This window comes from Secundilactobacillus folii (assembly GCF_009720675.1).
GTDB classification, from domain to species: domain Bacteria; phylum Bacillota; class Bacilli; order Lactobacillales; family Lactobacillaceae; genus Secundilactobacillus; species Secundilactobacillus folii.
The window spans coordinates 1-25,209 of the sequence record NZ_WNJO01000005.1; the positions used below are offsets into that span (position 1 = coordinate 1).

22 protein-coding genes are annotated in these 25,209 nt (G+C 46.0%); 16 read left to right on the forward strand and 6 right to left on the reverse strand.

Features of this window, described 5'->3' with window-relative positions:
* Positions 1 to 313: 313 nt before the first annotated feature.
* Positions 314 to 544 (forward strand): YbaN family protein, encoded by a 231-nt coding sequence (locus GM612_RS04995; protein WP_173021227.1) that lies wholly within the window; start codon positions 314 to 316, stop codon positions 542 to 544.
* 51 nt (positions 545 to 595) lie between these two features.
* On the opposite strand, the gene lplA is transcribed toward GM612_RS04995, so the two are convergent.
* From lplA to GM612_RS05010, 3 genes are all read right to left on the reverse strand, one after another.
* A complete protein-coding gene (gene lplA, locus GM612_RS05000; RefSeq protein WP_155431291.1) occupies positions 596 to 1,651 on the reverse strand; it encodes a lipoate--protein ligase in 1,056 nt (351 codons plus the stop codon).
* Positions 1,652 to 1,775: 124 nt separating this feature from the next.
* Entirely contained in the window at positions 1,776 to 2,885 is a 1,110-nt protein-coding gene (locus tag GM612_RS05005; protein WP_155431292.1) for a lactate oxidase, read from the reverse strand.
* 229 nt (positions 2,886 to 3,114) lie between these two features.
* A complete protein-coding gene (locus tag GM612_RS05010) occupies positions 3,115 to 4,470 on the reverse strand; it encodes a DUF2252 domain-containing protein (protein ID WP_155431293.1) in 1,356 nt (451 codons plus the stop codon).
* Positions 4,471 to 4,736: 266 nt separating this feature from the next.
* Between GM612_RS05010 and GM612_RS05015 the strand changes: the two genes are divergently transcribed.
* The 7 genes from GM612_RS05015 (at position 4,737) to GM612_RS05045 (ending at position 13,713) form a co-directional block, all read left to right on the forward strand.
* Positions 4,737 to 6,464 carry a phospho-sugar mutase gene (locus GM612_RS05015; RefSeq protein WP_155431294.1) on the forward strand — a complete coding sequence of 576 codons (1,728 nt, stop codon included), beginning with the start codon at positions 4,737 to 4,739 and terminating at the stop codon, positions 6,462 to 6,464.
* Between the two features lie 317 nt (positions 6,465 to 6,781).
* The gene (locus GM612_RS05020; protein ID WP_155431295.1) at positions 6,782 to 7,954 is read left to right on the forward strand and encodes a galactokinase; all 1,173 of its coding nucleotides are present in this window, start codon (positions 6,782 to 6,784) and stop codon (positions 7,952 to 7,954) included.
* 89 nt (positions 7,955 to 8,043) lie between these two features.
* A complete protein-coding gene (gene galE, locus GM612_RS05025; RefSeq protein WP_155431296.1) occupies positions 8,044 to 9,048 on the forward strand; it encodes a UDP-glucose 4-epimerase GalE in 1,005 nt (334 codons plus the stop codon).
* Position 9,049: 1 nt separating this feature from the next.
* Entirely contained in the window at positions 9,050 to 10,513 is a 1,464-nt protein-coding gene (locus GM612_RS05030) for a UDP-glucose--hexose-1-phosphate uridylyltransferase (RefSeq protein ID WP_155431297.1), read from the forward strand.
* Positions 10,514 to 10,546: 33 nt separating this feature from the next.
* On the forward strand, positions 10,547 to 11,542 hold the full coding sequence (locus tag GM612_RS05035; protein WP_343031814.1) for a LacI family DNA-binding transcriptional regulator: 996 nt from the start codon (positions 10,547 to 10,549) through the stop codon (positions 11,540 to 11,542).
* A 384-nt stretch (positions 11,543 to 11,926) separates the two neighbouring features.
* On the forward strand, positions 11,927 to 12,856 hold the full coding sequence (locus GM612_RS05040) for an L-lactate dehydrogenase (protein WP_155431298.1): 930 nt from the start codon (positions 11,927 to 11,929) through the stop codon (positions 12,854 to 12,856).
* A 77-nt stretch (positions 12,857 to 12,933) separates the two neighbouring features.
* On the forward strand, positions 12,934 to 13,713 hold the full coding sequence (locus GM612_RS05045; protein ID WP_155431299.1) for an alpha/beta fold hydrolase: 780 nt from the start codon (positions 12,934 to 12,936) through the stop codon (positions 13,711 to 13,713).
* Between the two features lie 47 nt (positions 13,714 to 13,760).
* On the opposite strand, the gene GM612_RS05050 is transcribed toward GM612_RS05045, so the two are convergent.
* Entirely contained in the window at positions 13,761 to 14,708 is a 948-nt protein-coding gene (locus GM612_RS05050; RefSeq protein WP_155431300.1) for a sugar-binding transcriptional regulator, read from the reverse strand.
* A gap of 238 nt (positions 14,709 to 14,946) precedes the next feature.
* Here GM612_RS05050 and GM612_RS05055 point away from each other — a divergent pair, with 238 nt between their 5' ends.
* The 7 genes from GM612_RS05055 (at position 14,947) to GM612_RS05085 (ending at position 21,394) form a co-directional block, all read left to right on the forward strand.
* Positions 14,947 to 16,131 (forward strand): NAD(P)-dependent malic enzyme, encoded by a 1,185-nt coding sequence (locus GM612_RS05055; RefSeq protein ID WP_425500332.1) that lies wholly within the window; start codon positions 14,947 to 14,949, stop codon positions 16,129 to 16,131.
* Between the two features lies 1 nt (position 16,132).
* Positions 16,133 to 17,197: a [citrate (pro-3S)-lyase] ligase gene (gene citC, locus GM612_RS05060; RefSeq protein WP_155431302.1), complete on the forward strand. Its 1,065-nt coding sequence runs from the start codon at positions 16,133 to 16,135 to the stop codon at positions 17,195 to 17,197.
* A complete protein-coding gene (gene citD / locus GM612_RS05065) occupies positions 17,187 to 17,480 on the forward strand; it encodes a citrate lyase acyl carrier protein (RefSeq protein ID WP_155431303.1) in 294 nt (97 codons plus the stop codon). Before citC ends, citD begins: the two co-directional genes overlap by 11 nt.
* Positions 17,480 to 18,394, forward strand: a complete 915-nt coding sequence (gene citE / locus GM612_RS05070) for a citrate (pro-3S)-lyase subunit beta (RefSeq protein ID WP_155431304.1) — start codon at positions 17,480 to 17,482, stop codon at positions 18,392 to 18,394. Before citD ends, citE begins: the two co-directional genes overlap by 1 nt.
* The gene (gene citF / locus GM612_RS05075; RefSeq protein ID WP_155431305.1) at positions 18,384 to 19,922 is read left to right on the forward strand and encodes a citrate lyase subunit alpha; all 1,539 of its coding nucleotides are present in this window, start codon (positions 18,384 to 18,386) and stop codon (positions 19,920 to 19,922) included. Before citE ends, citF begins: the two co-directional genes overlap by 11 nt.
* 66 nt (positions 19,923 to 19,988) lie before the next feature.
* Entirely contained in the window at positions 19,989 to 20,558 is a 570-nt protein-coding gene (citX, locus tag GM612_RS05080; RefSeq protein WP_155431306.1) for a citrate lyase holo-[acyl-carrier protein] synthase, read from the forward strand.
* The gene (locus GM612_RS05085) at positions 20,546 to 21,394 is read left to right on the forward strand and encodes a triphosphoribosyl-dephospho-CoA synthase (RefSeq protein ID WP_155431307.1); all 849 of its coding nucleotides are present in this window, start codon (positions 20,546 to 20,548) and stop codon (positions 21,392 to 21,394) included. Before citX ends, GM612_RS05085 begins: the two co-directional genes overlap by 13 nt.
* A 160-nt stretch (positions 21,395 to 21,554) precedes the next feature.
* On the opposite strand, the gene GM612_RS05090 is transcribed toward GM612_RS05085, so the two are convergent.
* Positions 21,555 to 23,474, reverse strand: coding sequence for a M13 family metallopeptidase (locus tag GM612_RS05090; protein ID WP_155431308.1), 1,920 nt, complete (start codon positions 23,472 to 23,474; stop codon positions 21,555 to 21,557).
* Between the two features lie 577 nt (positions 23,475 to 24,051).
* A complete protein-coding gene (locus GM612_RS05095; RefSeq protein ID WP_155431309.1) occupies positions 24,052 to 24,276 on the reverse strand; it encodes a hypothetical protein in 225 nt (74 codons plus the stop codon).
* A 481-nt stretch (positions 24,277 to 24,757) separates the two neighbouring features.
* Here GM612_RS05095 and GM612_RS05100 point away from each other — a divergent pair, with 481 nt between their 5' ends.
* Positions 24,758 to 25,186 (forward strand): universal stress protein, encoded by a 429-nt coding sequence (locus tag GM612_RS05100; RefSeq protein ID WP_155431310.1) that lies wholly within the window; start codon positions 24,758 to 24,760, stop codon positions 25,184 to 25,186.
* The last annotated feature ends 23 nt before the right edge of the window (positions 25,187 to 25,209 follow it).

Below are 25,209 nucleotides of genomic sequence, written 5' to 3' on the forward strand. Positions count from 1 at the left end.
TGGCGAGCGCGTTTCAGCTATGAGGCCAAAGAGCGCTGAAAATACGACTGAGTTGGCCATTGAAAGCAGTGCTTTGAACTTGGGATATCCGTCTTATTGATTTACGCGGCCGGGCGCTGTTTTGGCGAGCGCGTTTCAGCAAAGATGCCACCTTCAAATCGAATTTTTAAGCCTTCTAAATGCAATACTCATCTTTAAAATAGTAAAATAACGGTAGAGAAAGTTAACTTTTCCTAAATCACGAATAAACCCCTTGCTGAATTTCAAAATTCAATCTATACTACTTTAAAATTAAACGAAAGGGATGAATGACATGCAATTTATACTTACGCGGTTACTATGGTCTTCGCTGACATTTACAGGGTTTGTTGGCGCCATTATTGGTTTTGCCTTGCCAATCATCCCAGGAATTCCGTTTTTAATTCTGATGATTTATAGTTTGAAAAAACTCTCACCGGCTTTCCATCGCTGGTTGAGTCGTACGCGGTTCGCGGAATGGTTAAAGAAACATCAGCCGACTTTAGCAAAATGGCTGGTTAGTTAAACAGTAAGAAGGTGTGACGCATTCTTAGCGGTCACACCTTCTTTGTCTAAACTATTTTTTAACCTGAAACTTCTCCGGCTGTAGCAACATCGTCGTAAAATCACCTGGCGTCATCCAGGGCAGTACCTGGCTGATTAAGCCCGATTCAAATGCAGTTACAAGGTCAGATTCAGTCATTGGCGTACCAACAAGCTGATCTTCAGCGTCGGAGATGTTTTGGACCTTCGTAAAGAAATCGCCATACAGCGTAAAATGGGCTAATTTATCATCGACAACATCAAAGTTAAATGAGACGGTCCCCTGGTCAAAGTGATGGCTAACATAGTGCTCATAGTGCGGACGCTTGCCGTAGTTCCAATCATCATTGCCATAGCGAGTCTTAACTAACTCGTCAATTGCAGCCCAGTCGGCGTCACTTAAATGCATTAACGGAATGTCGGCCACTGATTTGACGTTAAAAATGTTGAGTAACCAGCGTTGGGTGAACTCTGCGACGGTAATCTGCTTGTACTTATCAGGCAGGGCAGCTCGAACGTCTAAGATGCGGCTTTTGACGGATGAAAAGCCCTTCGAAGTGTATTTTGAACGGAGTGGTGTCAGCACCTTACCAGCCGTTTCAGTATCGACATCGAACAGTAACGTGCCACCAAGCGAAAAGCGGTTCTTCATTTGAAATGCAGCCATGCCGGACACCTTTTGCCCGGCAATCGTAATATCGTTTCGCCCACTGACACCCACGTCTTCAATCCCTAACTCCTTCAACGTTTTCACTAGCGGGGCGGCATAGTGTTTAAAATCTAACCAATAGTGCTGATCCTGGGGTTCCATAACGTGGAACATATAGACAAAGTTTCCCATGTCTGTGTAAACCGCACCGCCACCAGCCGCACGGCGAAGAAGACCAATGTGATGACGCCGCAGATAGTCTAAATCGACCTCAAGGTAAACGTCTTGATATTTACCAACCACGACTGTTGCTTCATTACGCGCCAGAAATAAGGTGTTTTCGCTGAACGGATTATTCATGGTTAAGTACGAACTGATAGCTTCAACTGTTGGGGCATCGGTGACGACTTTCCCATTTCTTGAAATGTCTAATAATTTCATTTGCTTGCCTCCAAAGTAATTTGACTCGATTATATCGCCTGACTGGTGGCAAGGGATAATGAAAAGATTTGGTACCAAAAAAGGCGCTCTGTAAAGAGCGTCTTTTGTACTTTTATAAATACAATTAATAGTGAATGTTTAACAGTTCCGTTTTCTTAATATCATCAACCGTCTTCGTGCCAGCTAGTTGCATGATGATCTTCAGTTCATTATTCAAATGTTCAAAAACGGAGAAGACACCATCAGCGCCACCTAAAGCAAGGCCATAGATTGCGGGACGACCGATTCCAACTAGGTCAGCACCAAGCGCAATTGCCTTGAAGACATCTGAGCCGCGGCGAACACCAGAATCAAAGAGTACTGGTACTTGACCGTTAACTGCTTTTGCGACACTCTCTAAAACATCAAAACTGGCAGGTCCACCGTTCAATTGACGGCCACCATGGTTAGAAACGTACACCCCAGCTGCACCAGCACCAATCGCATAAGCGGCGTCTTCTGGAGATTCGATTCCTTTGACGATCACTGGCAAATCAGAGTAATCAATGATCCGTTTAACGTCTGCCGGACCAATTTTTTGAGCTGCAGCGGCGTAAATTTCAGAGATGCCTTTACCTTCGCCATCGCCCTCACTGAATTTGATCAAATTAGCCATTGGGATTGGGAACTGGAACTGATTGATGATATCAGCTTCACGGTAACCCCCGACCGTGGCATCAACCGTTAAGATAATGGCTTTCATACCAGCCTGCTTTGCTTCATCCAGCAGTGATTTATTGAAATCCCAATCCTTGCTCATGTAGAGTTGGAAGAATTGCGGTGCGCCTTCGCCACCAGCTGCGGTGTCAGCAATTGAAGTTGACGAATAGGTACTTTGTGCCATCAAGCCACCAGCCTTGGCCACGCCCTTGGCAGTGTCAACTTCACCCTTGGCATGTGCTAAGCCCTGGGCAGCAGTGGGCGCCATAAAAATGGGGGTCTTTAAGTCGAGACCGAAGACGTTGGTGTTTGTCTGTGGATCTTCCATGTCACTCAATGACTTAGGCACGATTTGACGGTGAGTAAATGCCGTTCGGTTCGCCTTCAAAGTCCATTCGTCTTCGGACCCACTGGAAATATAGCCAAAGCCGCCAGTTGGAATAATCTTCTTAGCCTCAGCTTCTAACTCGGTCAAATTCAAAATATTTAAAATTTTTTCGTTTTCCTGTTGCTCGTAACCATTTGTCATTACCATAATCTTTGCCTCCAAGATCAATAATTTAATTGAATAAATAGAGTGTACTTACTTTTTGTAAGTAAATCAAGGATAAAGTTTCAAACGTGCTCACCCAAAACGTCCGTAGAGGGATGGTAACTAAAAAACGCTAGCTTCCAACAGTATTGCAACTGGGAATCTAGCGTTATTTTAACTTAACTGATTGGCTTTAGCAGGAATAACGCCCACGGATTTTAGTGTGTAAGTCCTAGAGACGGTATTTTTTAAATGCAGCGTAGTCCTTATCGACTTGATCAGCATAGGCGGTGGTCCAGTTCTGAATGGCTTTACCAAACGATTCAGAATGGCCAAGGTAACCTAAAATAACACCGGCAGTAGGGCTTTGTGCATGACTGATACCTAGGACCCACGCACAGGTATTAGCGTAAGCTTCGAACTGATCCCAATCCAAGTCAGCTAGTTCAACTGAAGCTTTCATATCACGAAATTGGCGTACGTAATAGCTGCGGTCAGTGGTCGCAAAGTAGCCGAGAAAGGGGTCAGACGCCGACTGCATGATCTTTTGACAATCAACGATTCGTTTGCCTTCATTTTTTTCAAATTGAGCGTTGTGGACGTCAAGTTTATCGGCTAATTGACGGTGGGGCAGCGCTTCTTTGATCTGCAAAACTAGGTGTGAGCCGTCAGTGCTAGTCAGCAGTACCAAATAACAGCGGGAACCAAAGCTGCCGACACCGACACTGTGGCGAACGATGTCGGTGACGCTGAATTGCGATAGCATCAGATTCACGTCGGTTGCCAAGGTTCGGCGGTAATCTTCCAAATATTCGCTGATCCCTTCAGTGACATTATCTTCAACGTGACGGGTGCGCGGGGCGTTTTCTTTAAATGCAGTCTGGCCCTTACTATCAGTAACCGTAAACTTTCGAACGACCTGTTCTGAGTCTCTTTTACCAGCCTTATTAAGAAACTTCTTTAGCTTTTCAGTATGCAGTTCCTGACTCGGCATCGAATTTAGCACCGTTTCCACGTTGTTCACCGGATAAAAACGGTTCAACGCAGAACGTTCAAACATGTTTCGCAGACTTTGCTGGTAGGTTTGACCAAGCTTTTGAATCAGCTCAGCTAATTGTGTTTCGTTAAAGTCGTGCTCGCGACCGGCCAACAACGCACTGACCGCTAGCCGTTTGATGTCCCATTCAAAGGGGTTAATGCCGGCTTCATCAAAATCGTTTAAATCAAATAAGAGGTGGCGCTCAGGTGACCCGAAGAAACCAAAATTACCAATGTGCGCATCACCACAGATCACCGCGTGAATTGGTGAATTGGCTTGATGGGCAAGGTCATATTCCATTAATTCGGCGGTGCCACGATAAAAGGTAAAACTGGACTGGCTCATACGCTGAGTCCGTTCGGCTAATAGTTCCGGAATCAGGATGGCACGGACCTGATCCATTAGGCGATTAGGATCCCGGTCTGTGGGCTTAAACTGGCCTAATTTCTTGAACGAAAAGGCATCTCGCAACTGTTTGCCAATTTTACGCTGCTGTTTCAGTGACTCAGTCACAATTAACTGACTGAAATTAAATGGTTTAACACTCATGCTGTTAACTCCCCCTTAGTCCTTAAATCATTGCCCTTAGTTTACCACTTGTTGGAACTCCGAGCTCTGAGCAGGTGGTGGCCGAAGCTATGCTTGTGCATTTTATAAATTGAAAATGCAGTCTAGATGGAAAAATGCTAAAATGAAAAAGGCAAAGATTGCGAGAGATATTTAGTAAAATTTTTACTCATTTTCCGGCTTTCGCGTTATACTGAAAGCGGATGTGAAACGTTGAATACAAAATAATTAAGGGGAGTGGCGATGCAATGACTTGGCAAGATAACTATCAAGTTTGGAAGAACTATCAGGATTTAGACCCAACCTTAGCACGTGAATTAGCAGATATGGCAGGCGATAACGAAGCGCTGGAGAATGCCTTTACGAAACCGATGGCGTTTGGAACTGCAGGAATGCGGGGCTTGATTGGTCCCGGTATTGGTCAGATGAACGTCTACACAGTGGGTGCAGCAGCGGAAGGTTTAGCTCGCTTTATGGACACTTTGGCGGACACTGATAAACTGCGCGGTGTTGCCATCAGCTTTGATTCTCGTTATCAATCACGGGAATTTGCTCACCATTCAGCTCAAGTTCTTGGTGCGCACGGGATTCCAAGCTTCGTTTTCGATGACATTCGGCCTACGCCTGAACTGTCATTTGCCGTTCGACACTTGCACACCTACGCTGGGATCATGATCACAGCTAGCCATAACCCTAAGCTGTATAACGGCTTCAAGATCTACGGACCAGATGGTGGTCAAATGCCGCCAGTCGCTGCTGATAAGATTACGGAATACGTCCGCAGTATCGATAATATGTTCACTGTGAAGAGTGTGCCGGAGCAAAAGTTACGGCAGCGAAATCTCGTTCGCATTATCGGTGAAGATGTAGATGAGGATTATCTGGCTGGTGTCAAGGCGGTTTCTGTTAATCCTAAGCTGGTTGACGAAGTTGGCAAGAACATGACCCTGATCTATACGCCACTTCATGGTACTGGCCGGGTGATTGGGTATCGGGCTTTGAAGGATGCCGGGTATGATAAATTCACGATGGTCAAGGAACAGGCGATTGCTGACCCTGAATTTCCAACGGTCACCCATCCCAATCCGGAATTTCCAGAGGCTTTCAACATGGCCATCAAGCTGGGTAAAAAAGAGGGTGCCGATCTACTAGTGGCAACCGACCCTGATGCGGATCGCCTTGGTGCGGCTGTCCGGATGCCAAGTGGCGACTACCAGCTCATGACCGGAAACCAAATTGCTTCAGTCCTGTTGAACTACATTTTGCAGGCTAAAAAGGATGCTGGTCAGCTACCTGCTGACGGCATGGTAGTGAAGTCAATTGTTTCCACTGAACTCGCCACTAAGATTGCAGAACACTTTGGCGTAAAAATGACGAATGTTTTGACCGGCTTCAAGTATATTGCAGAGCAGATCAAACTAGCTGAAGAAAACCATGACCATACCTTCCTGTTTGGTTTTGAAGAGAGTTTTGGTTATCTGATCAACCCGTTCGTTCGGGATAAGGATGCCATTCAATCAACGATTTTGCTGGCTGAAGTGGCGGCTTACTACAAACAGCGGGGGCTGACGCTGTACGATGGTATTCAGCAGCTTTACAAGACGTACGGCTACTTCAAGGAAAAGACGACGGCTAAGGAATTCCCAGGCGTTGATGGTGCTGATAAGATGGCAGCCATCATGAAGGGGCTCCGTGATAATCGCCCAACTGAATTTGCCGGAACCAAGGTTGAAACCGTGGATGATTATCAGACCCAGGTCGCAACCCATGCGGATGGCAGCACGGATAAGTTAACGCTACCAAGTTCGAACGTGTTGAAATACTGGTTGGTCGATGGGACTTGGATCGCAGTTCGCCCATCCGGGACGGAACCTAAGATCAAGTTTTACATTGGGACAAATGGTAAAACGGATGCTGAAGCTAGCCAGAAGCTTGACGATTTTGAAAACGCGTTGAGTGCCTGGGTGAAAGATTAGTTTTTAAAGCTTGTATCAATCATCAAAGAAAATGCTAAGTAGGTGGCCGCCTGATTTGGGGTGCCACCTACTTTTCGTTATCAGCAATCATCTGAATTTCTTGGTAGGCTCATGGTGCGACTTGTTTCCGCTCTGGATTGCGAACTACGTTTGTTATATTTTGATCAGAATTGCCGTTTTGTCGTCTCCTTTTTGAGTGTGCTCAAAGCCTGATTTTACGTAAAAGAAAACGATTACATTTCTTGATTGACAAGCCAACTGATTTAGGTTATCTTAAAGGTAGTAAAATTTTTAGTAAAAATAACGGAGGCCTGATCATGGATTATCAAAGTTTAAAGGATGAATTTAACACGGCATTTGGCTATCAAGGTGAGCGCGTATACTTTTCACCTGGCCGGATCAATTTAATTGGTGAGCATACTGATTATAACGGCGGCAACGTGTTCCCATGTGCCATCAGTATGGGAACCTATGGTGTTTACGCACCGCGCGATGATAACCAAGTTCGTGTCTATTCCGCAAACTTACCAGACGCCGGCATCATCACCTATCAAATCGACCAACTGGCGTTTGATAAGAATGATAGCTGGGTCAAGTTCCCTAAGGGTGTGATGTACGAAATGGCTAAGCAGGGCAAGACCATTGATCACGGGTTCGATTTGTTTGTTCACGGTGATCTGCCAGACGCTTCAGGTCTCTCATCATCCGCTTCAATCGAATTACTGATTGGAAACATCTTAAACCAAGAGTTTAACTGGGGCGTTGACCAGTTGACGCTGGTTAAAAATGGTCAAGCAGTTGAAAACGACTACCTCGGTCTAAACACTGGTATCATGGACCAGTTCGCAATCGGCATGGGCAAGAAAGACCAAGCTGTTTTGCTGGATACTAACACCTTAAAGTACGAGTACGTACCCGTTGAATTAGGCGATAACGTGGTGGTTATCATGAACACCAACAAGCGTCGTGAGTTAACTGATTCGAAGTACAACGAGCGCCGTGCTGAGTGTGAAAAAGCCTTAGCCCTGATTCAAAAGGGTGGCGTTGACGTCAAAACGTTGGGCGACCTGTCACAAGAGGAATTCGATAAGGACGCCTACCTCATCAACGATGATACGTTGATCAAGCGTGCCCGTCATGCCGTCATTGAAAATCAACGGACATTGCGTGCCAAGAAAGCTTTGACTGAGGGCCAACTAGATGAATTTGGCAAACTCGTCAACGCTTCTCATGTCTCACTTCACTACGATTATGAAGTCACTGGTAAGGAGCTGGATACCTTAGCTGAAACCGCTTGGAAACAACCCGGTGTGCTGGGTGCCCGGATGACCGGTGCCGGCTTCGGTGGCTGTGCGATCGCAATCGTTAACAAGGCTAACGTTGATGACTTCATCAAAAACGTCGGTGATGTTTATAAGAAGGAGATCGGTTATGCCGCAAGCTTCTACGTTGCCAACATTGCCGATGGTCCCCGTCAGATTACAGCTTAATCTTGATCGTTTTACGAAGCGCAACGCAACTTATCTTGCAGAGCGCTTTTATATCGCAGTTTGAAAGAGAAAATAGGAGGTAACAGAATATGACAGTTGTTGTTTTAGGTGGTGCGGGCTACATTGGCTCACATACAGTTGATCGACTAGTTGAAAAGGGCTACGACGTGGCGGTGATTGATAATTTGATCACTGGGCACCGTGCTGCCGTGAATCCAAAGGCACGGTTTTATCAAGGTGATATCCGCGACCGGGCATTCCTCGATGAAGTCTTCGGTCAGGAAACTGATATTGAAGGCATCATTCACTTTGCGGCCTTTTCCATCGTTCCTGAATCAATGAGTGATCCGTTGAAATACTTTGATAACAACACTAGTGGCATGATTACCTTACTCAAAGCGATGAAAGATCATAATATTAAGCGGATCATCTTTAGTTCGACTGCAGCGACCTATGGCGAACCAAAGCAGATTCCAATCAAGGAAAAGGATCCTCAGATTCCAACTAACCCATACGGTGAAAGTAAGCTGTCGATGGAAAAGATCATTCACTGGTCTGACGTGGCATACGGCATCAAATTTGTCGCTTTGCGGTACTTCAATGTCGCCGGTGCTAAAGCTGATGGTTCAATTGGTGAAGATCACCATCCAGAGACCCACTTGATCCCAATTATTTTGCAGGTGGCTGCTGGCGAACGTAAGGGCCTGAAGATCTTCGGGACTGACTACCCAACTAAGGATGGGACTAACGTACGGGATTACGTTCACGTTGTTGACCTGGCTGATGCTCACATTTTAGCTTTGGAATACTTGAAGAGTGGTCATGACAGTGATGCCTTTAACCTTGGCTCCTCAACTGGATTTTCTAACAAGGAAATCCTTGAAGCTGCTCGTGAAGCCACTGGTCAGCCAATTCCTGCCGAGGATGCACCACGTCGAGCTGGTGATCCAAGTACCTTGATTGCTGCAAGTGATAAAGCACGGAAGGTTCTGGGCTGGAAGCCGCAGTACGATGACGTCAAAGAAATTATTAAGACCGCCTGGAACTGGAAGAAGTCCCATCCAAAGGGTTACAACGATCGGGGTGAAGCATAAGATGGCAGAGACGGTAAATACATTTGTGGACGCGATTATTGCTAGCGGAACGTATCAACCACTGGACCGAATTTACGTTACCAACCGAGTCCTTGGGCTAGTGGGTGATGATCCAGCCGTAGCTGCCAAAAGTGACGACTTGCTAGACGTGATCGACGCACTGCTGGAAACCGCTATCAAGAACGGCAAAATTGAAGATGGCCAGTCTGACCGCGACATCTTGGAAGCTGAACTAACCGATTTGTTGACGCCAACGCCTGCACAAGTCAATCAGCACTTCTGGAACGAATATCAGAAAACACCTGAAGCAGCGACGGATTACTTCTATCAATTAAGCCGTAAAAATGATTACATTAAGACCCGTTCAATTGCCAAGAACATCGTCTTTAATACCCCGACCGATTATGGTGACCTAGAGATCACCATTAACCTGTCGAAACCGGAAAAAGATCCTAAGGCAATTGCAGCGGCTCGCAACCAGAAATCTAATACCTACCCACTGAGTCAGTTGGCCATTGAAAACGAGGGTTACCGTGGTCGCTTAGGTTACCCGGCTCGGACCAATCACCGGGTGATCCGGATGTCGTTAGGTGGTGAACCATGGGGATTCCAGTACTCACCGTACGCTTATTTCAGTGAGCACGCGATCTTCTTGCTGCAAGCCCACCGACCAATGGTCATCAACCAGCACACCTTTAGTAATCTGCTAGAAATTGTGCGGACGTTTCCGCACTACTTCGTCGGCAGTAACGCTGACTTACCAATCGTTGGTGGTTCAATGCTGTCGCAGGACCACTATCAAGGCGGTCGCCACAACTTTCCGATGATGAAGGCGCCGATTGACCGAAAGATCAATCTGCCAGGTTTCGATGATGTTGATGCTGGTATTGTGAAGTGGCCAATGTCGACCATTCGCTTGTCAGGTGACACGCCAGAATCATTGATCAACGCGGCAACGGCGATTGCTGACAGCTGGCAACACTACGATGATGAGGCAGTGGATGTTCGAGCATATACCGATGGTGAACGTCACCACACGGTCACGCCGATTGCCTACCGCCACGGTGAGAAATTCGTCTTGGATATTGTTTTGCGGGATAATCAAACTTCCGATAAGTATCCAGATGGTATTTTCCATCCACATCAGGATGTTCAACACATTAAAAAGGAAAACATTGGCTTGATTGAAGTCATGGGTCGAGCCATTTTACCAGCTCGTTTGAAGGACGAGATGCAAGAAGTTAAGCATTACGTTCTTGGTGAACCAAACCAAATGAAGGATTACCACAAAGCTTGGGCTGATCAATTGAAGGCTGACAATCAATTGACCACCGATAACGCGGATGGCATCATTGATCAAGCCATTGGTGAAGTGTTCAATCGGGTGCTTCAGGATGCTGGGGTATTTAAACGGACACCGGAAGGCCAAGCTGCATTTGACCGGTTCATCGCTCAATTAAGCTAAAATAAGTCAATTTATGGAGAGAAGGGGAAACACGTGAAAGTGACATTAAAAGATATTGCGCAAAAAGCAGGTGTTTCCTTGTCGACGGTTTCACGAGTACTGAATTATGACACCACGCTATCGGTAAGTGACGACACTCGGCAACGGATCTTCGAAATCGCGGAAGAACTCAACTACACTAAGGCTAAGCGAGCCCCGAAGACGCCTGATACTTACCGGATCGCTGTGGTGCAATGGTATTCGGAAAATAAGGAACTGGACGATCTCTATTACATGGCGATTCGAATGGGTATCGAAAAGCGCAGTCAGGAGCTCCAGATTCAAACTGCACCGGTTTTCCAAAATCAAGTCTCAGAAATTAGCAGCGATGTTGATGGTATTATTGCGGTTGGCAAATACAGTGAGCCACAAGTTAAGCAGCTCAGTGCTTTAACTGACAATTTGGTGTTCGTTGACTGGAGCGGAATCGAACAGGGCTTTGACAGTGTTGTGACCGAGTTTAAACGACCGGTTAGCAAGGCCTTGGACATTTTGCTGCGACAGAGTGATGAGGTTGGCATTATTTATGGTTCCGAATTTACGACTGACGGAATTTTGAAGATCCCTGATCCACGTTATCGCGCCTATGAATCGATTCTGTCTGCAAAGGGTAAGTTTCAAGCACGGTTTACCTACCAGGGTAACTATACGAATCAGTCGGGTTACGAAACAATGAAGCGGGCAATTAAAGAGTTGGGTAATGATTTACCACACGCCTTTTTTATCAGTAATGACCCAATGGCGATCGGTGCTTTAAAAGCGCTGGGAGAAGCTAATATTGCGGTTCCTGACCGGGTAAGTCTCTTCAGCTTTAATGATACGTCGGTTGCAAAGTACGTTTATCCAGAGCTCAGTGCGGTTCATGTGGATACTGACCAGATGGGAATTTGTGCCGTTGACCTGATCCGCAGTCGGCTGGAGAAGGGTCGTGAAGTCCCACTAAAGGTCGTGGTTAGTACTAAATTGATGTTGCGTAAGAATACCAAGTGAATAGCAACTAAAAAGGGATTCCTCTATTCAGGAATCCCTTTTTAGTTGCCCAACGGTCGGAATCTAATCATTGATTCTAAAATGCAGCTTCTTAAAGTCACGTTCTGTCGGGACAGATTAGGACACCCAATCGACAAGCTTAGTGAAAAAAATGCAAACAATTCACACGTATGTTAAATTAAAAATCCCACTAAATCTTGTAATTTTAGTAATTAAGTTAAAATATATTTTAAATATTTAAAAAATAGTGATTTATTTTTAAAAAAGTAAACAAAATTCAATGAAATGCGGTATAATCAATGTGAACTTAAAAACAAGAAGCAAACAATTAAGTTAATGGATATCAGACTAAGATTCAGGGCTGCCTGAAAGGAGACTGTCATTATGATTAAAAAACACCGTAAAGTTTTGTTGGTTGGCGATGGCGCCGTTGGTTCATCATTTGCATTTTCACTGCTTCAAAACTGTACCATCGATGAATTGGTGATCGTTGACATCCAAAAAGAACACGCTGAAGGTGATAGTCTTGACCTTGAGGACCTGACACCCATGATGATGCCAGCTCAGATTCGAAGTGGTGAATACGCTGATGCTGCCGATGCTGATATCGTGGTCATCACAGCTGGTGTACCCCGTAAACCTGGCGAGACCCGTCTCGATTTAGTTAAGAAAAATACCAAGATTTTGGAATCAATTGTGACGCCAGTCGTTAATAGTGGTTTTAGCGGTTGCTTTGTCGTTTCAGCGAACCCGGTTGATATTTTGACGGCCTTAACGCAGCACATTTCTGGGTTTCCTAAGAACCGGGTGATCGGTACCGGTACTTCGTTGGATAGTGCCCGCCTGCAAGTTGCTTTAAGCAAGGAGCTTGATGTCAGCACCAGTGATGTCGATGCCTACATTTTAGGTGAACACGGTGACAGTTCCTTTGCCGCTTATAATGAAGCGACGGTCAACGGCATGCCGCTGCTTAGCTTACCAAATGTTGACTCAGTTCGCCTGGCGATGATTGAAGATGACGTTCGCAAGAAGGGCGGACAGATCATTAGCCGTAAGGGAGCTACTTTCTACGGTGTTGCAGTAAGCCTTATGAAAATCTGTCGAGCTATTTTAATGGATGAAAATCTGGTAATGCCGGTTTCAGCACCACTTGATGGTCAGTATGGCTTAAACGATGTTTACATTGGCACCCCAGCAGTCATTAACGCTAGTGGTATCCGCCAGGTGATCGAAGTTAGCTTAACTGACGAAGAAACCAAGAAGATGCATCAATCTGCTGAAAAAATGAACGATATTTTACTGGCATCAGAATAGTGGTAAATTAGTTATCGAAAAGAAGGGAGCCAAGGTCATTAGGCTCTTTTTTTGTAAGTCGAAAAGGGGGCGAGAATTTGAAATTCACAACCAGTGACCACGTCCAACTGGCTTATAGCGATGAGGGAACGGGTCAGCCAGTTGTCTTAATCGGGGGAATTGGCAGCTATCAGGGCATTTGGCTACCAACCCAGCAGTACTTAGTTGCGCAGGGCTATCGGGTGGTCACCATGGACGCTAGGAATCAGGGGCTTTCTCAGCGGACGATCAAGGGACGACGCATTAGCCGCCATGCCATGGATCTGGCTGAATTATTAGCCGCACTTGATTTGCAAAACGTCATTGGGATCGGTAATTCGATGGGGGCTTCAACCCTGTTTGCCTATGCTTCACTTTTTGGTAAGGGTCGCTTTAAGTCGTTTGTGGACGTTGATCAAAGCCCGAAAATGATTGCTGATCGATCGTGGTCGTTTGGGTTCAAAAACCTGACTTGGGATAACTTTCCAGCTGCACTTAAACTGCCTATGGGGCCAGCAACCGCAACCCCAGTCACCGATGAAGTTCGTCAAGCCGTGCAACAGGCGCGGGCTAACCACCCTTACAATCCCGAGCAAAACTATCCTTGTTTGGTGGATCACGCTTTCCAGGATTGGCGAGACGTCTTACTGCGGTTGCAAATTCCGTTGCTAGTTGTGGCCGGTGATCAATCGCCTTATTTTGATCCCCATTTTGCTTCAGCAACTACCCAATTAGCACCACTAGGTGAGTCAGCAGTCGTTCAACATGCAGGGCACATCGTCATGGCTGAACAACCCGCAAGATTCAATGCAATTCTCAGTTCATTTTTAGCCAAATAAAGCACGTGTCTGATTAGCCTTCAGGGTTAACAGCACGTGCTTTTTGATTAAGCTTGCATTTCCAATAAAACGCGGTTAGCAACCGATTCGTTGGTGACAAAGTCGGTCAGCAGGCCGCCACGTAATGCGCCCAGCAGCGCCCGGCCTTTAAACTTACTCTTCACGATTGCGAATCGATGCGGGACCGTCAAAATCGAGTCCAGTGATGCACCAAATAATTTATCATGGTCCGGATTCAAAATGTTGCCATTGATGTCGTACGGGCGGCCATATAGCATCCCCGCAACTGCATCGGGATCGATATCGCCGAGGATCTCATGACGATGATTACGCCACAGGGGAATCGAATCGACCGATGCTAAAGTGCCGACACCTGCAAACAGTAGATCCATCTTAGCCATGGTTTCAAAGGCGGAATTCAGTGCTGGTTCTTTCTTTAGTGCCTCACGAGTCTGATCGTTAATAATGTAGAGTGGTGCCGGAATTGTCCGGAAGCTGGCACTAAACTTAGCGGCCGCTTTTTGAACGAGGGGGGTTGCACCTAACGTTGAATTGTATTTTAAATTATCGCCCATAAACTGAGTGAAGACGAGGTCGTCTTGAATCTCGGTTTGAAAGTGATTGATGACGTTGGCTACCGTACCACCCCAGCCGATGCCGGCTACTGAGCTACGGTGCAGGATATCCTGAATCTCTTCGGCAGCAAATTCAACGATGTTTTCGTAGTCTTCATTAGTGTTATCGGCATCCTTTAAAATGAACGCGTTCTGTAAGTCGAACTGTTTCTTGAATCTGGCCTCCATTTCCATGTTTCGGTCGATTGGCGCATTAATGGCAATTTTGACTAAGCCGGTATTCAGCGCGTCATCCAGTGCTTTAGTGATCAGATAGCGACTCATGTCATACTTCTTTGAGATCTGCGCAATTGTCAGTTTAGATAGGTAGTAATCGCGAGCAATGTTTGCGAGCTGCTCGCGAGATTTCATTTCGTCCATTCGTGCCTCCATTTGATTGACGGGTTTTCAAATGACATGTTTTTTATCATTTTTCAAATACATTACTATCATACCAATTTTTGAACGGTCTGACTCACTATTTTTGAATAGTTTTAATACAACGGAAAAATGATTTTAAAAATTACAAAATATTGATTTGTATTTGAAATATTTAAAAAATTGGTGTAAACTTAGGGGGATAAATTGATAATAAGCTCACAAGACTCGTTCGGAAGGAATGGTGCGATTGACTGATACAGATGAAATTTTAAAAGTCCATGAAAATCATACGGGCGTTTTAGACATTCAATCCGACCTTGATGTTCAAAACAAAAGCGATTTGGGGAAGGCCTATACGCCGGGGGTGGCTGTCATTTCAAAGTTGATTGCTCAGCACCCAGAATTAAAGAGTAAGTATACGGTTAGTGGTAAGTTAATTGCACTGGTGACGGATGGCTCCGCAGTTTTAGGGCTTGGTAACATTGGTCCCGCTGGCGGTTTGCCGGTCATTGAAGGTAAAGCGCTGTTATATAAAGACCTTGCTGGCATTAACGCCATTCCGATGGCGGTTGACCAGGTATCAACGGCCGAGATTATTAAAACGATTAAAAACGTTTCCCAGTCGTTTGCTGGGATTCATTTGGAAGATATTGCGGCGCCAAAGTGTTTTGAAATTGAAGAGGCGCTAAGTGCTTCACTGGATATTCCCGTCTACCACGACGATCAGGAAGGCACGGCTATCGTTGTGTTAGCGGGCCTGATCAACGCTGCTAAAGTGACTGGCAAGTCACTGGTCGATATGCATGTTCTGATCAACGGTGTCGGTGCTTCTGGTCTCGCCACTGCAAAGTTGCTTCATTCAGCCGGGTTGAGAAACATCACGCTCGTTGATATCAATGGCGTTGTCACCGCTTATGATGACCGGTATAATCATTATCAACGGGACTTAGCTGGAAAACTGCAAACACCTGATGCAATGAAGGGCTTGGCATTAAGCGATGTTATTAGCAATCAAGATGTCTTCATTGGTTTGTCTGACGCCCATCTATTAAGTGGGTCTGACGTGCAGCAAATGGCGCCAGACCCAATCATCTTCGCACTGGCTAACCCGGTCCCTGAAATCGAACCAGACGAGGCTGCCCAGGCCGGTGCGGCGGTTATTGCCACTGGATCCAGTGCCCATCCTAACCAAGTGAACAACATATTAGCGTTTCCGGGTACGTTTAAGGGACTGCTTAACAGTGGCTTAAAACATGTCGATGCGAAATTGCAGTTAGTTGTGGCTCAGGCGTTAGCGAGTGTCGTTGAACACCCAACTGCGACTGAAGTGGTCCCAGGCGTCTTCAACAAGCAGGTCGTTGCAACCGTCAGTCAGGCTATTGAGCAATATGCGTCGAAGACCGTTGCGACAGCGGAGGCTTAACATGGATGAACAAATCGTTGACCTTTACTTGAAGGATCCGCCAGTGCGACAAGAGTGGGAACGCTTTTTAACCAGTATTGGGATCCACAACTTTGCGGACAAGGAAGTCGATCAAATCGACTACACCATTGGTATTTATAGTGGCGATGACCTAGTTGCTACTGGGTCGGTAGCTGGCAGTGTGCTGAAGTACATCGGCGTGTGCAACAAAGGAGTCACCACTGGGGCACGCTTTAATGCCATCGTTTCCGAACTTGTTAACCGTCAGTTTGCCAATCACGTTTTTCATTTGATGGTGTTTACGAAGCTTAAATATAGTGAAAGCTTTCAGCACATCGGGTTTAGTGAACTAGCGCGGTCAAACGAAGCAGCACTGCTGGAGACGGGTAGCCCAGACGTTGCAGACTTTTTAAGTGATATCCCGCGGGTTGCTGACCAAGCCAATAAGAAGGTTGCTGGCATCGTGATGAATGCTAACCCGTTTACACTTGGTCATCGGTTCTTAGTGGAACAAGCAGCCCGGGCCAATGATTTAGTTTATGTATTTGTTGTGAATACGGATGCGTCTTTGTTTACGACCGATGAACGGACTGAACTGGTGAAAGCCAATACGCAAGATCTAGCCAACGTTATCGTAGTCAATGGTGGTGATTATATGGTCAGTTACGCCACCTTTCCAGCTTACTTTCTCGCATCTACTGACGAGACTGTCAACTATCAAACAACCCTGGACGCCCGGATCTTTCGCAACGTCATTGCGCCCGCGTTAAGTATTAAAACGCGGTATGTCGGTTCCGAACCGCTTTCACGAACCACTGGGATCTACAATCAGGTTCTAGCGCGTGAACTACCCCCAGCAGTCGAGCTGAAAGTGATCGAACGAAACCGAGTGAATAGCGATGATGCGACGATCATTACCGCCACTAAAGTCAGACAGTTGATTAAGACCGGTGAATTGAAACAGCTACCAAGGTTAGTACCGGCAGCCACTACTCAATTTATTCAGGACCATTTAAAAACCTTACAAGCACGGATTCAGAAAGGAATGAACATTGATGGAAATTAAGGACACAGCCGTTGCCGGTACCTTGGAATCATCTGATATTCAAATCATGATTTCAAAGGCCACTGACGGGATTCAAATTGAACTGAAATCCGACGTTGAAAAACAGTTTGGCGATCAGATTCGTCACGTGATTACAGCCACGCTCAATGCATTAGGTGTGCAAGCAGCAAAGGTGAAAGCAGTCGATAAGGGCGCACTTGATTGCGTCATTAAGGCTCGCACGATTGCTGCAGCTCAGCGTGCCAGTGAAACCACTGCGACACCTGCATGGGAGGTACTATAATGGCTGATAACGAAGAACGCTTACGCCGAACAATGATGTTTGTTCCCGGCAATAACCCTGCAATGGTAAAGGATGCCGGCATCTATGGTGCTGATTCCATCATGTTTGACTTGGAAGATTCCGTTTCGATGGCTGAAAAAGACGCCGCCCGGATCTTAGTCTATGAAGCCCTTCAGACACAGGACTACGGGGATGCGGAGCTAGTCGTTCGGGTTAATGGTCAGGATACCCAATACTACGCCAACGATGTTAAAGCAATGGTGAAAGCAGGCATTGATGTTATTCGGCTGCCAAAGGCTGAATCAGCTGACATGGTTAAGCAGCTTGAAGCTGATATTTTAGCGGCTGAAAAAGAATTTGGCCGTCAAGAAGGTTCCACTCACTTAATGGCTGCGATTGAAAGTGCTAAAGGGGTGTTAAATGCCCCTCAAATCGCAGCTGCCTCAGACCGGATGATTGGGATCGCACTCTCGGCTGAAGATTACACAACTGATATGAAGACCCACCGTTATCCAGACGGTGTGGAATTGGAATTCGCCCGTAACATGGTTCTTCACGCGGCTCGTGCTGCCGGTGTGGCGGCCTTTGATACGGTCTTTACCAACATGGACGATACGGAAGGCTTCTACCGTGAAACTGAATACATCCACCAGCTTGGATTTGACGGTAAATCACTGGTTAATCCACGCCAGATCGCCATGGTCAATAAAGTGTATGAACCAAGTAAAAAGGAAGTTGCGAACGCCAAGAATGTCATCAACGCAATCGAAGAAGCCCGTCTTAAAGGTTCTGGTGTGATTTCGATGAACGGTCAAATGGTTGACCGTCCAGTTGTGCTACGTGCGCAACGGGTGATGCGGCTGGCAAAGGCTTCTAACTTAGTTGATGAGGAGGGGAACTACCTTGAAAAATAATGTTGATCGCGACTTACCAGAAGATGTGATGGCTGATTTAAATTACCAACCATTTAAGACGACCGAAATTGGTCACCCGGAGATCCAGCGAGTAGCACCAAAAGTTCACGTTTCAACTGGTGATGACAAAGTGGTCACTGACATCAAACAGGTGGTTAAAGATACCTTACAAGATGGCATGACAATTTCATTTCATCACCATTTCCGCAATGGCGACTTTGTTTTCAATAAAGTTATGCGCGAGATCATCGATGGCGGATACAAAGACCTAACCTTGGCTCCTTCTTCACTGACTGGTGTGATGAATGACATGGTCATCGAAGCAATCAAAGCAGGTACCATTACTCACATCACGAGTTCTGGGATGCGTGGTTCACTTGGTGATTTTGTTTCCCATGGTGGGTTGAAGAACCCGGTGATTTTCCGTTCTCATGGTAACCGTGCCCGGGCAATCGAACACGGCGACATCAAGATCGATGTGGCTTTCTTGGGGGTGCCGAATGCTGATGCACTAGGTAATGCTAACGGGATGGAAGGCGACGCCGTATTTGGCTCACTGGGTTACGCCTTAATGGACGCTCAGTACGCCAATAAAGTGGTGCTTTTAACGGATAATATTGTGAGCTATCCAAATACACCAGCTTCAATCAAGCAGACTCAAGTGGACTACGTCGTTAAGGTCGACAAAGTTGGTGATCCCGATAAGATTGGCTCCGGTGCAACCCGGTTCACCAAGGACCCTAAGGAATTAAAAATTGCTTCGACAGTCAACGATGTGATCGTGAACTCACCCTATTTCAAGGATGGTTTCTCATTTCAGACCGGGTCTGGCGGTGCTGCGTTAGCGGTGACCCGTTACCTGCGTCAAGCGATGATCGATAATCACATCAAAGCATCGTTCGCACTGGGCGGTATCACTAAGCCAACGACGGACTTGTTAAATGAAGGCCTGGTCGACAAGGTCATGGACGTACAGGATTTTGACAAGGGTGCTGCCGAATCGATGCACACGAACAAGAACCAACAGGAAATTGATGCTTCATGGTACGCTGATCCCGATAATAAGGGTGCCATGGTCGATCAACTTGACGTGGTGATTCTAAGTGCATTAGAGATCGATACCAAGTTTAACGTGAATGTCATGTCGGGCTCTGATGGTGTGATTCGGGGCGCAATTGGTGGTCACCAAGACGCTGCAACCGCTAAGCTGACGATTATTTCAGCACCGTTGGTTCGTGGTCGGATTGCCACCGTTGTTCCCGATGTCACCACAATAGTGACACCTGGAGACTCCGTGGATGTCTTGGTTACCGAATATGGTATCGCAATCAATCCCAAGCGCAAGGATCTGCAAGAAGCACTTGGCAACTTGCCTGGAGTGCCAGTATACACGATCAGTGAACTGCAGCAGTTGGCGGAAAAGAAAGTTGGCCAACCCAAGCCACTTGAGTTCACTGACCGCACCGTGGCCATGATTGAGTACCGCGACGGGTCGATTATCGATACGATTAAAGAAGTAAAGGATTAGTTTAATCAATTCAGTTTGCAGGGGTTCAAACAACACGCAACTTCATTTGACGAAAGGAGGGTGGTCATGGCCTCAATTTTTTCTACTGGTGAGCCTCAGGTGATCAGTGATGTTTTAAACAATCGTGATCAGCGGGCGGCTTTGCAACGCCACTTGCTAGAATGGTCTCCTGGCGAAACACTGATTGCAATTAAGCTCAACATTCCAGGGCCAATCAAGAACAATGCGCCAATTCGACAGCTTTTTGCCAGGGGCACAGCGCGTTTTTATAACCAGCTTAAAGCCCGAACTCACGACTTTTTGACCGCCGCTCAGTGGGATAAGCCGACTGGTAATGAGTTATTTATTACCACTCCGTTAGACGCAGTTACGGTTAAAAGAATGGCGGTTCAATTTGAAGACCATGATCATCTGGGTCGTTTATTTGATGTGGACGTGATGGATGCGAGCCATCCAAGAGCACTTTCACGAGCGGATTTTAAAATGCCGGTCCGTAAATGTTTGATTTGCAACCGAATTGCAAAGGATTGTGCCCGTTCACGGCGACATTCCGTAACTACTTTACAAACTCGAATCAGTGAAATTTATGCCGCTGAATTTAATGCCGGCCAAGGACGTGAACCATGGATGAATTAGCGAAGAACGCCTTAGTTGGCGACGCCTTAAAAGCGTTACTGTACGAGGTCAGTGTTAATCCGAAGCCAGGATTGGTCGATCCCGTGTCTTCCGGCCCGCATCCTGACATGGACGTCTTCACCTTTATCGACAGTACGGTTAGTTTGCGACAGTATTTTACTAGTTGTGTAGGGCAAGGAGCGGCTTTTCACGGCGATGATCTTAGACAACTGTTTGGTAGTATCCGGCCGATTGGAGTTCAGGCTGAACACGAGATGTTTGCGGCTACCAACGGAGTCAATACGCACAAGGGCGCCATCTTTTCACTCGGTATTTTAGTAACAGCTGAGGCTTATCGTTTGAACCACCAACAACTAACTGTGACCAACGTGGTGCAGTTAATGTTGAGAGGGTTAACGGCAAGTGACTTTAAAAATCTTGATCGTCAACCAGCAGACTTGTTAACAGCTGGGGAACGCCAGTATTTAAGATATGGTACAAAGGGTATTCGCGGTGAAGCGGAAACTGGTTACCCGACGGTGATATCGGTAGGTTTACCCACTTTACGGGCTGCTAAGGGGAACCAAAATCAACGCCTGCTTGATACGTTAATGATGCTTGTTGGTCATTCTGTGGACACCAATTTGGTCAAACGAGCTGGTAACGAGGATGTTGTCGAATGGGCTCACGTACAAGCAAAACGGTATTTTGATTTGGGCGGCAGCCAGACTGAAGACGGCATGGCCTTTCTAACCCAACTGAATCAAACCTTCACTGACCGTAATCTGAGCCTTGGCGGGTCAGCTGATCTGTTGATCTTGACCATTTTTCTTGGGCTGCGTGAAGGCATTATTTAAACAATAAGCGTGTGGCTAAACGCGTTTAGACTCTAAAATATGGTTACAAAAAAACGGATTTCTCGAACATGAGAAATCCGTTTTTGGAGTTTATCCGGGTAAAACCTGAAATTTAAACTGGTTAGATTAGGAAAATGTCTGGCGCTAAATGCAGATTTAATCACCAAATTTTTACTCGTTCGGCAGGCGCCTTGTACATGCCGTCGCCTTCGTGAATATCAAAAGTGTTGAAGAAATCATCTAAATTTTGGACTTGAACGTTGGCCCGTAATTTAGCAGGGGCATGCACGTCAATGGATAAGAGCAGCTGTTCGCGTTCTGGGGTGGCTTTTTGACGCCAAATCTTAGCCCAATTTAAGAAGAAGGCCTGTAAGTCAACGTCTGCTTCTCCTTTAGCCGCTTCAAGGGCACAGCTTAAGCCGCCAGCGTCTGCGATGTTTTCAGAAACGGTCAGTTTACCATTCACTGTCTGGCCGGCAAACGGAATGCCATCGAACTCTTTGACCATGTTTTGAGCCAGCGCTTGGAAATGTTGGTTATCTTCTTTAGTCCACCAATTGTTTAAATTCCCATATTCGTCGAAGAGTGAACCGTTGTTGTCAAATGCATGGGAGATTTCGTGGGCAATCACCGCGCCGATGCCGCCAAAGTTTTGACTGGAAGACTGTTTGAGACTGTAAAACGGCGCCTGCAAAATCGCTGCTGGGAACACGATGATGTTGTGGAATGGGTGGAAGTAGGCATTGACTGTGGCAGCACTCATTTCCCAACGTGTCCGGTCGACCGGCTTATTCCAACGTGCAAAGTCATCTTCGCTGCGGATTCGGGAGAACGTCATAACGTTGCTGAGCACTGAACCCCCATGCGTGGCGTCAGTGACTTTGAAAAGACTATATAAGGCGTCGATCTTGTCTGGATAACCGACTTGGATACCCAACTTATCAAGCTTTAAGATGGCCTTGTCGCGGGTTGCTTTACCGAGCCAAGTGTTGTTTGCGAGGCGCTTTTTGTAGACATTGACCATTTTAACGACCATGTCATGAACGTCTTTTTTAGCGGCCTCACCAAAGTATTTTCGACCGTAATAGTCGCCGACGACCTGGTCAAAAACGCCGGTGGCCAGATCGTAAGCGGCCTTTTCTTGACTGCGGGCTTCCTTTCTGCCACTCATGGCTCGGCCATAAATAGTACTGGTCTGCCGTTGTTCCTCAGTCAGGTAGCTTGATAGGCCCATCACGGTTTTGACCAGCATCCAAGACTTCATTAACTGGAAATGATCATCGGTCAGGAGGTCACTTAATGCATCAAAGTAAGCTGGTTCCGGACTAATGATGGTTTCAGGAGTCCCATGAACGAGCGTTGTAATTGCGGTCTTCAGGTCCAATTTATCGGTGCTGGCGGCAATTTGATCGAGGGTGCGAGGATTATACATCTTACTGTAATCAGCGCTCTCTTCGGCTGATTTAACGTGCGGTGCGATGAGTTGGTCAAATGCCGTGGCATTGTCGATAATGGCAGTAGCTTGGTCCTGATCATATCCAGCCTGCTTGAATAGCTCGGTCATCATGTCTTTGAAGATCGGCATCAACTGCGCAGCGGCCTTGTTGTCCTTTTCATAGTAGGTTTTATCCGGTAAGAAAAGCCGTGGGCCACTTGCAAATAAAGCATAAGTGGTGGAATGTTTCATGTCGGAATCGATATCAAATGAGAAGGGGGTTGGGAGACCAGTTAAGATCCAGTCGGCAAGTTGCTCACTCAAATCCTGATAGCCATTCAGCTTCTCGATTCGTTCTAAGTATGGCTTAAGTGGCTGACTACCATCTTTTTCACGCTTATCAAAGTCACTGACTAAGGCGTAGAATTTTTTAAACTCTGCCATTTCAGCATTTTGGGGCTCAAGTTTGCCGTCTAGCAACTCTTTAAAGTCAGCCATTAAGGTTTTTTCGATGCCATCAGATAGGTCGGTAAACCCACCTGTAGTCGAGTGGTCACCGGGGATTTTGGCCGTTTTAAGCCATTCGCCATTGACGGCATCGTATAAATCAGTTTTGATCAAATCTTGATTAATTGTATCTGCCATTTGATAACCTCCGTTAAATGATTAGATTGATATTATTATACAGCTAAGAATTTCGGTTTGAAATACAGAAGGCTTAACTCAGCAGGGAAAGACTTAGCTTTCGGGTTCAAAAAAACGCTGATTAGGTAGTATCAGCGCCTTTTTTTGAATCTTAGAGTTGTTTTAATTTGGAGATTTTGGGAAGCGGTATTGTTGCTATTATATAGCTGAATCGGGCTACCCAAAGCAGAAACTTGCGTGTAAACAATCCTAGTCAGCCCACCTGGCTTTCTGCCTAGGCTCGCTTACACTCCAGTTTCTAAACGCTTTGGTTCGCACCTTGTTGAATCGGGCTACCCAAAGCAAGGACTTGCACATAAGTCAACTTTGCCATAATTCACGGCCAAGCCCGCCGCAAATTCTGTCAAAGTCGCCTTATGCTCCAGTCCTTAAACGCTTTGGTTCGCACCTTGTTGAATCGGGCTACCCAAAGCAGAAACTTGCGTGTAAACAATCCTAGTCAAAAACCCAGGAAGCCCACCTGGCTTTCTGCCTAGGCTCGCTTACACTCCAGTTTCTAAACGCTTTGGTTCGCACCTTATAATTTCCACCATTTTTTCTCCACCACTGTCACATCATCTAAGTCCGCAATCTCGAACTTTTCAATGTCTCCCTTGTGAGTGAGATAAAATTCGCCATTGCTTGGTGACGTATTGACCATTCCCGTGACGTTTTTTGACTTGTCTAGCCTTAACTTGATTACCCAATTATGATGGTACGCTTCTGTTAGCTTTGATAACAAATCGTTTGCTGTTTCTTGCATTTATATCCCCCCGTTTTGAAGAACCAAGACCCATTTTAAGATGCCACGAATTGGAAATCAATCTTGACATTTGAGACATGCGTGAGGAGTCTTGCCAGACGGCGTTTCTGAGAAAAAAGAATATTTCACTTGAATTTGTCACCTATTTTCCACACTTTATAGACCAGTTGACTAACACTCCGTTAGTTTCGATTACTGAAATTTGTAAATTAAAATCAAGAAGTGCAGAACTGTATATCTCACATTGGTCCGCGCTATTTTCGGGAATAATAAAAGGTTCAATCATGTTGCCCATACCATTTGTTTTCTATACAATACTTTGGTATACAACGTTAAAAATTGAGCAGTTCAATGGTTGTGGCCATTGATCATTAAGACCACTTGTTTATTTGATTACCGCCGACATACCGGTTTGTATTTGTACGAAAATCGTTGTGAATGTGGTAGCATTAAGTTAAGAAAATATTTGGGGGTGTCATCCATGTTTGAGAAGATTTTGGTTCCATTAGACGGTAGTGAAAATGCGTTTCGTGCACTCGATGCAGCCGTTGATATTGCTAAACATTACGACTCACAGATCACAGCCGTTGTGATTGCCAACGACCAAAGTTATAGCCAGTACGGGGCAATTTTTGGCGGCGATATCATGGCTCACATGAAAGAACAGGCGGAAAAAACGCTGCAGAAGGCGCTGGAGCGAGCCAAGCAAGATGGCATGGACATTGAGACCCAGTTCGAAGTCGGCATACCCAAGCAAGCCATAGCGGAATCACTGCCTGACTTGTTAGACACGACTTTAACCGTAATTGGCAAGTCGGGGGTCAATGGTCTTAACCGAGCAATCATGGGGTCAACCACCGCTTACGTTGTCCGTCGTTCCCTTACCCCAGTGCTCGTAGTTGGGGATTAACGCCCACTTAAATTAAATAAAAC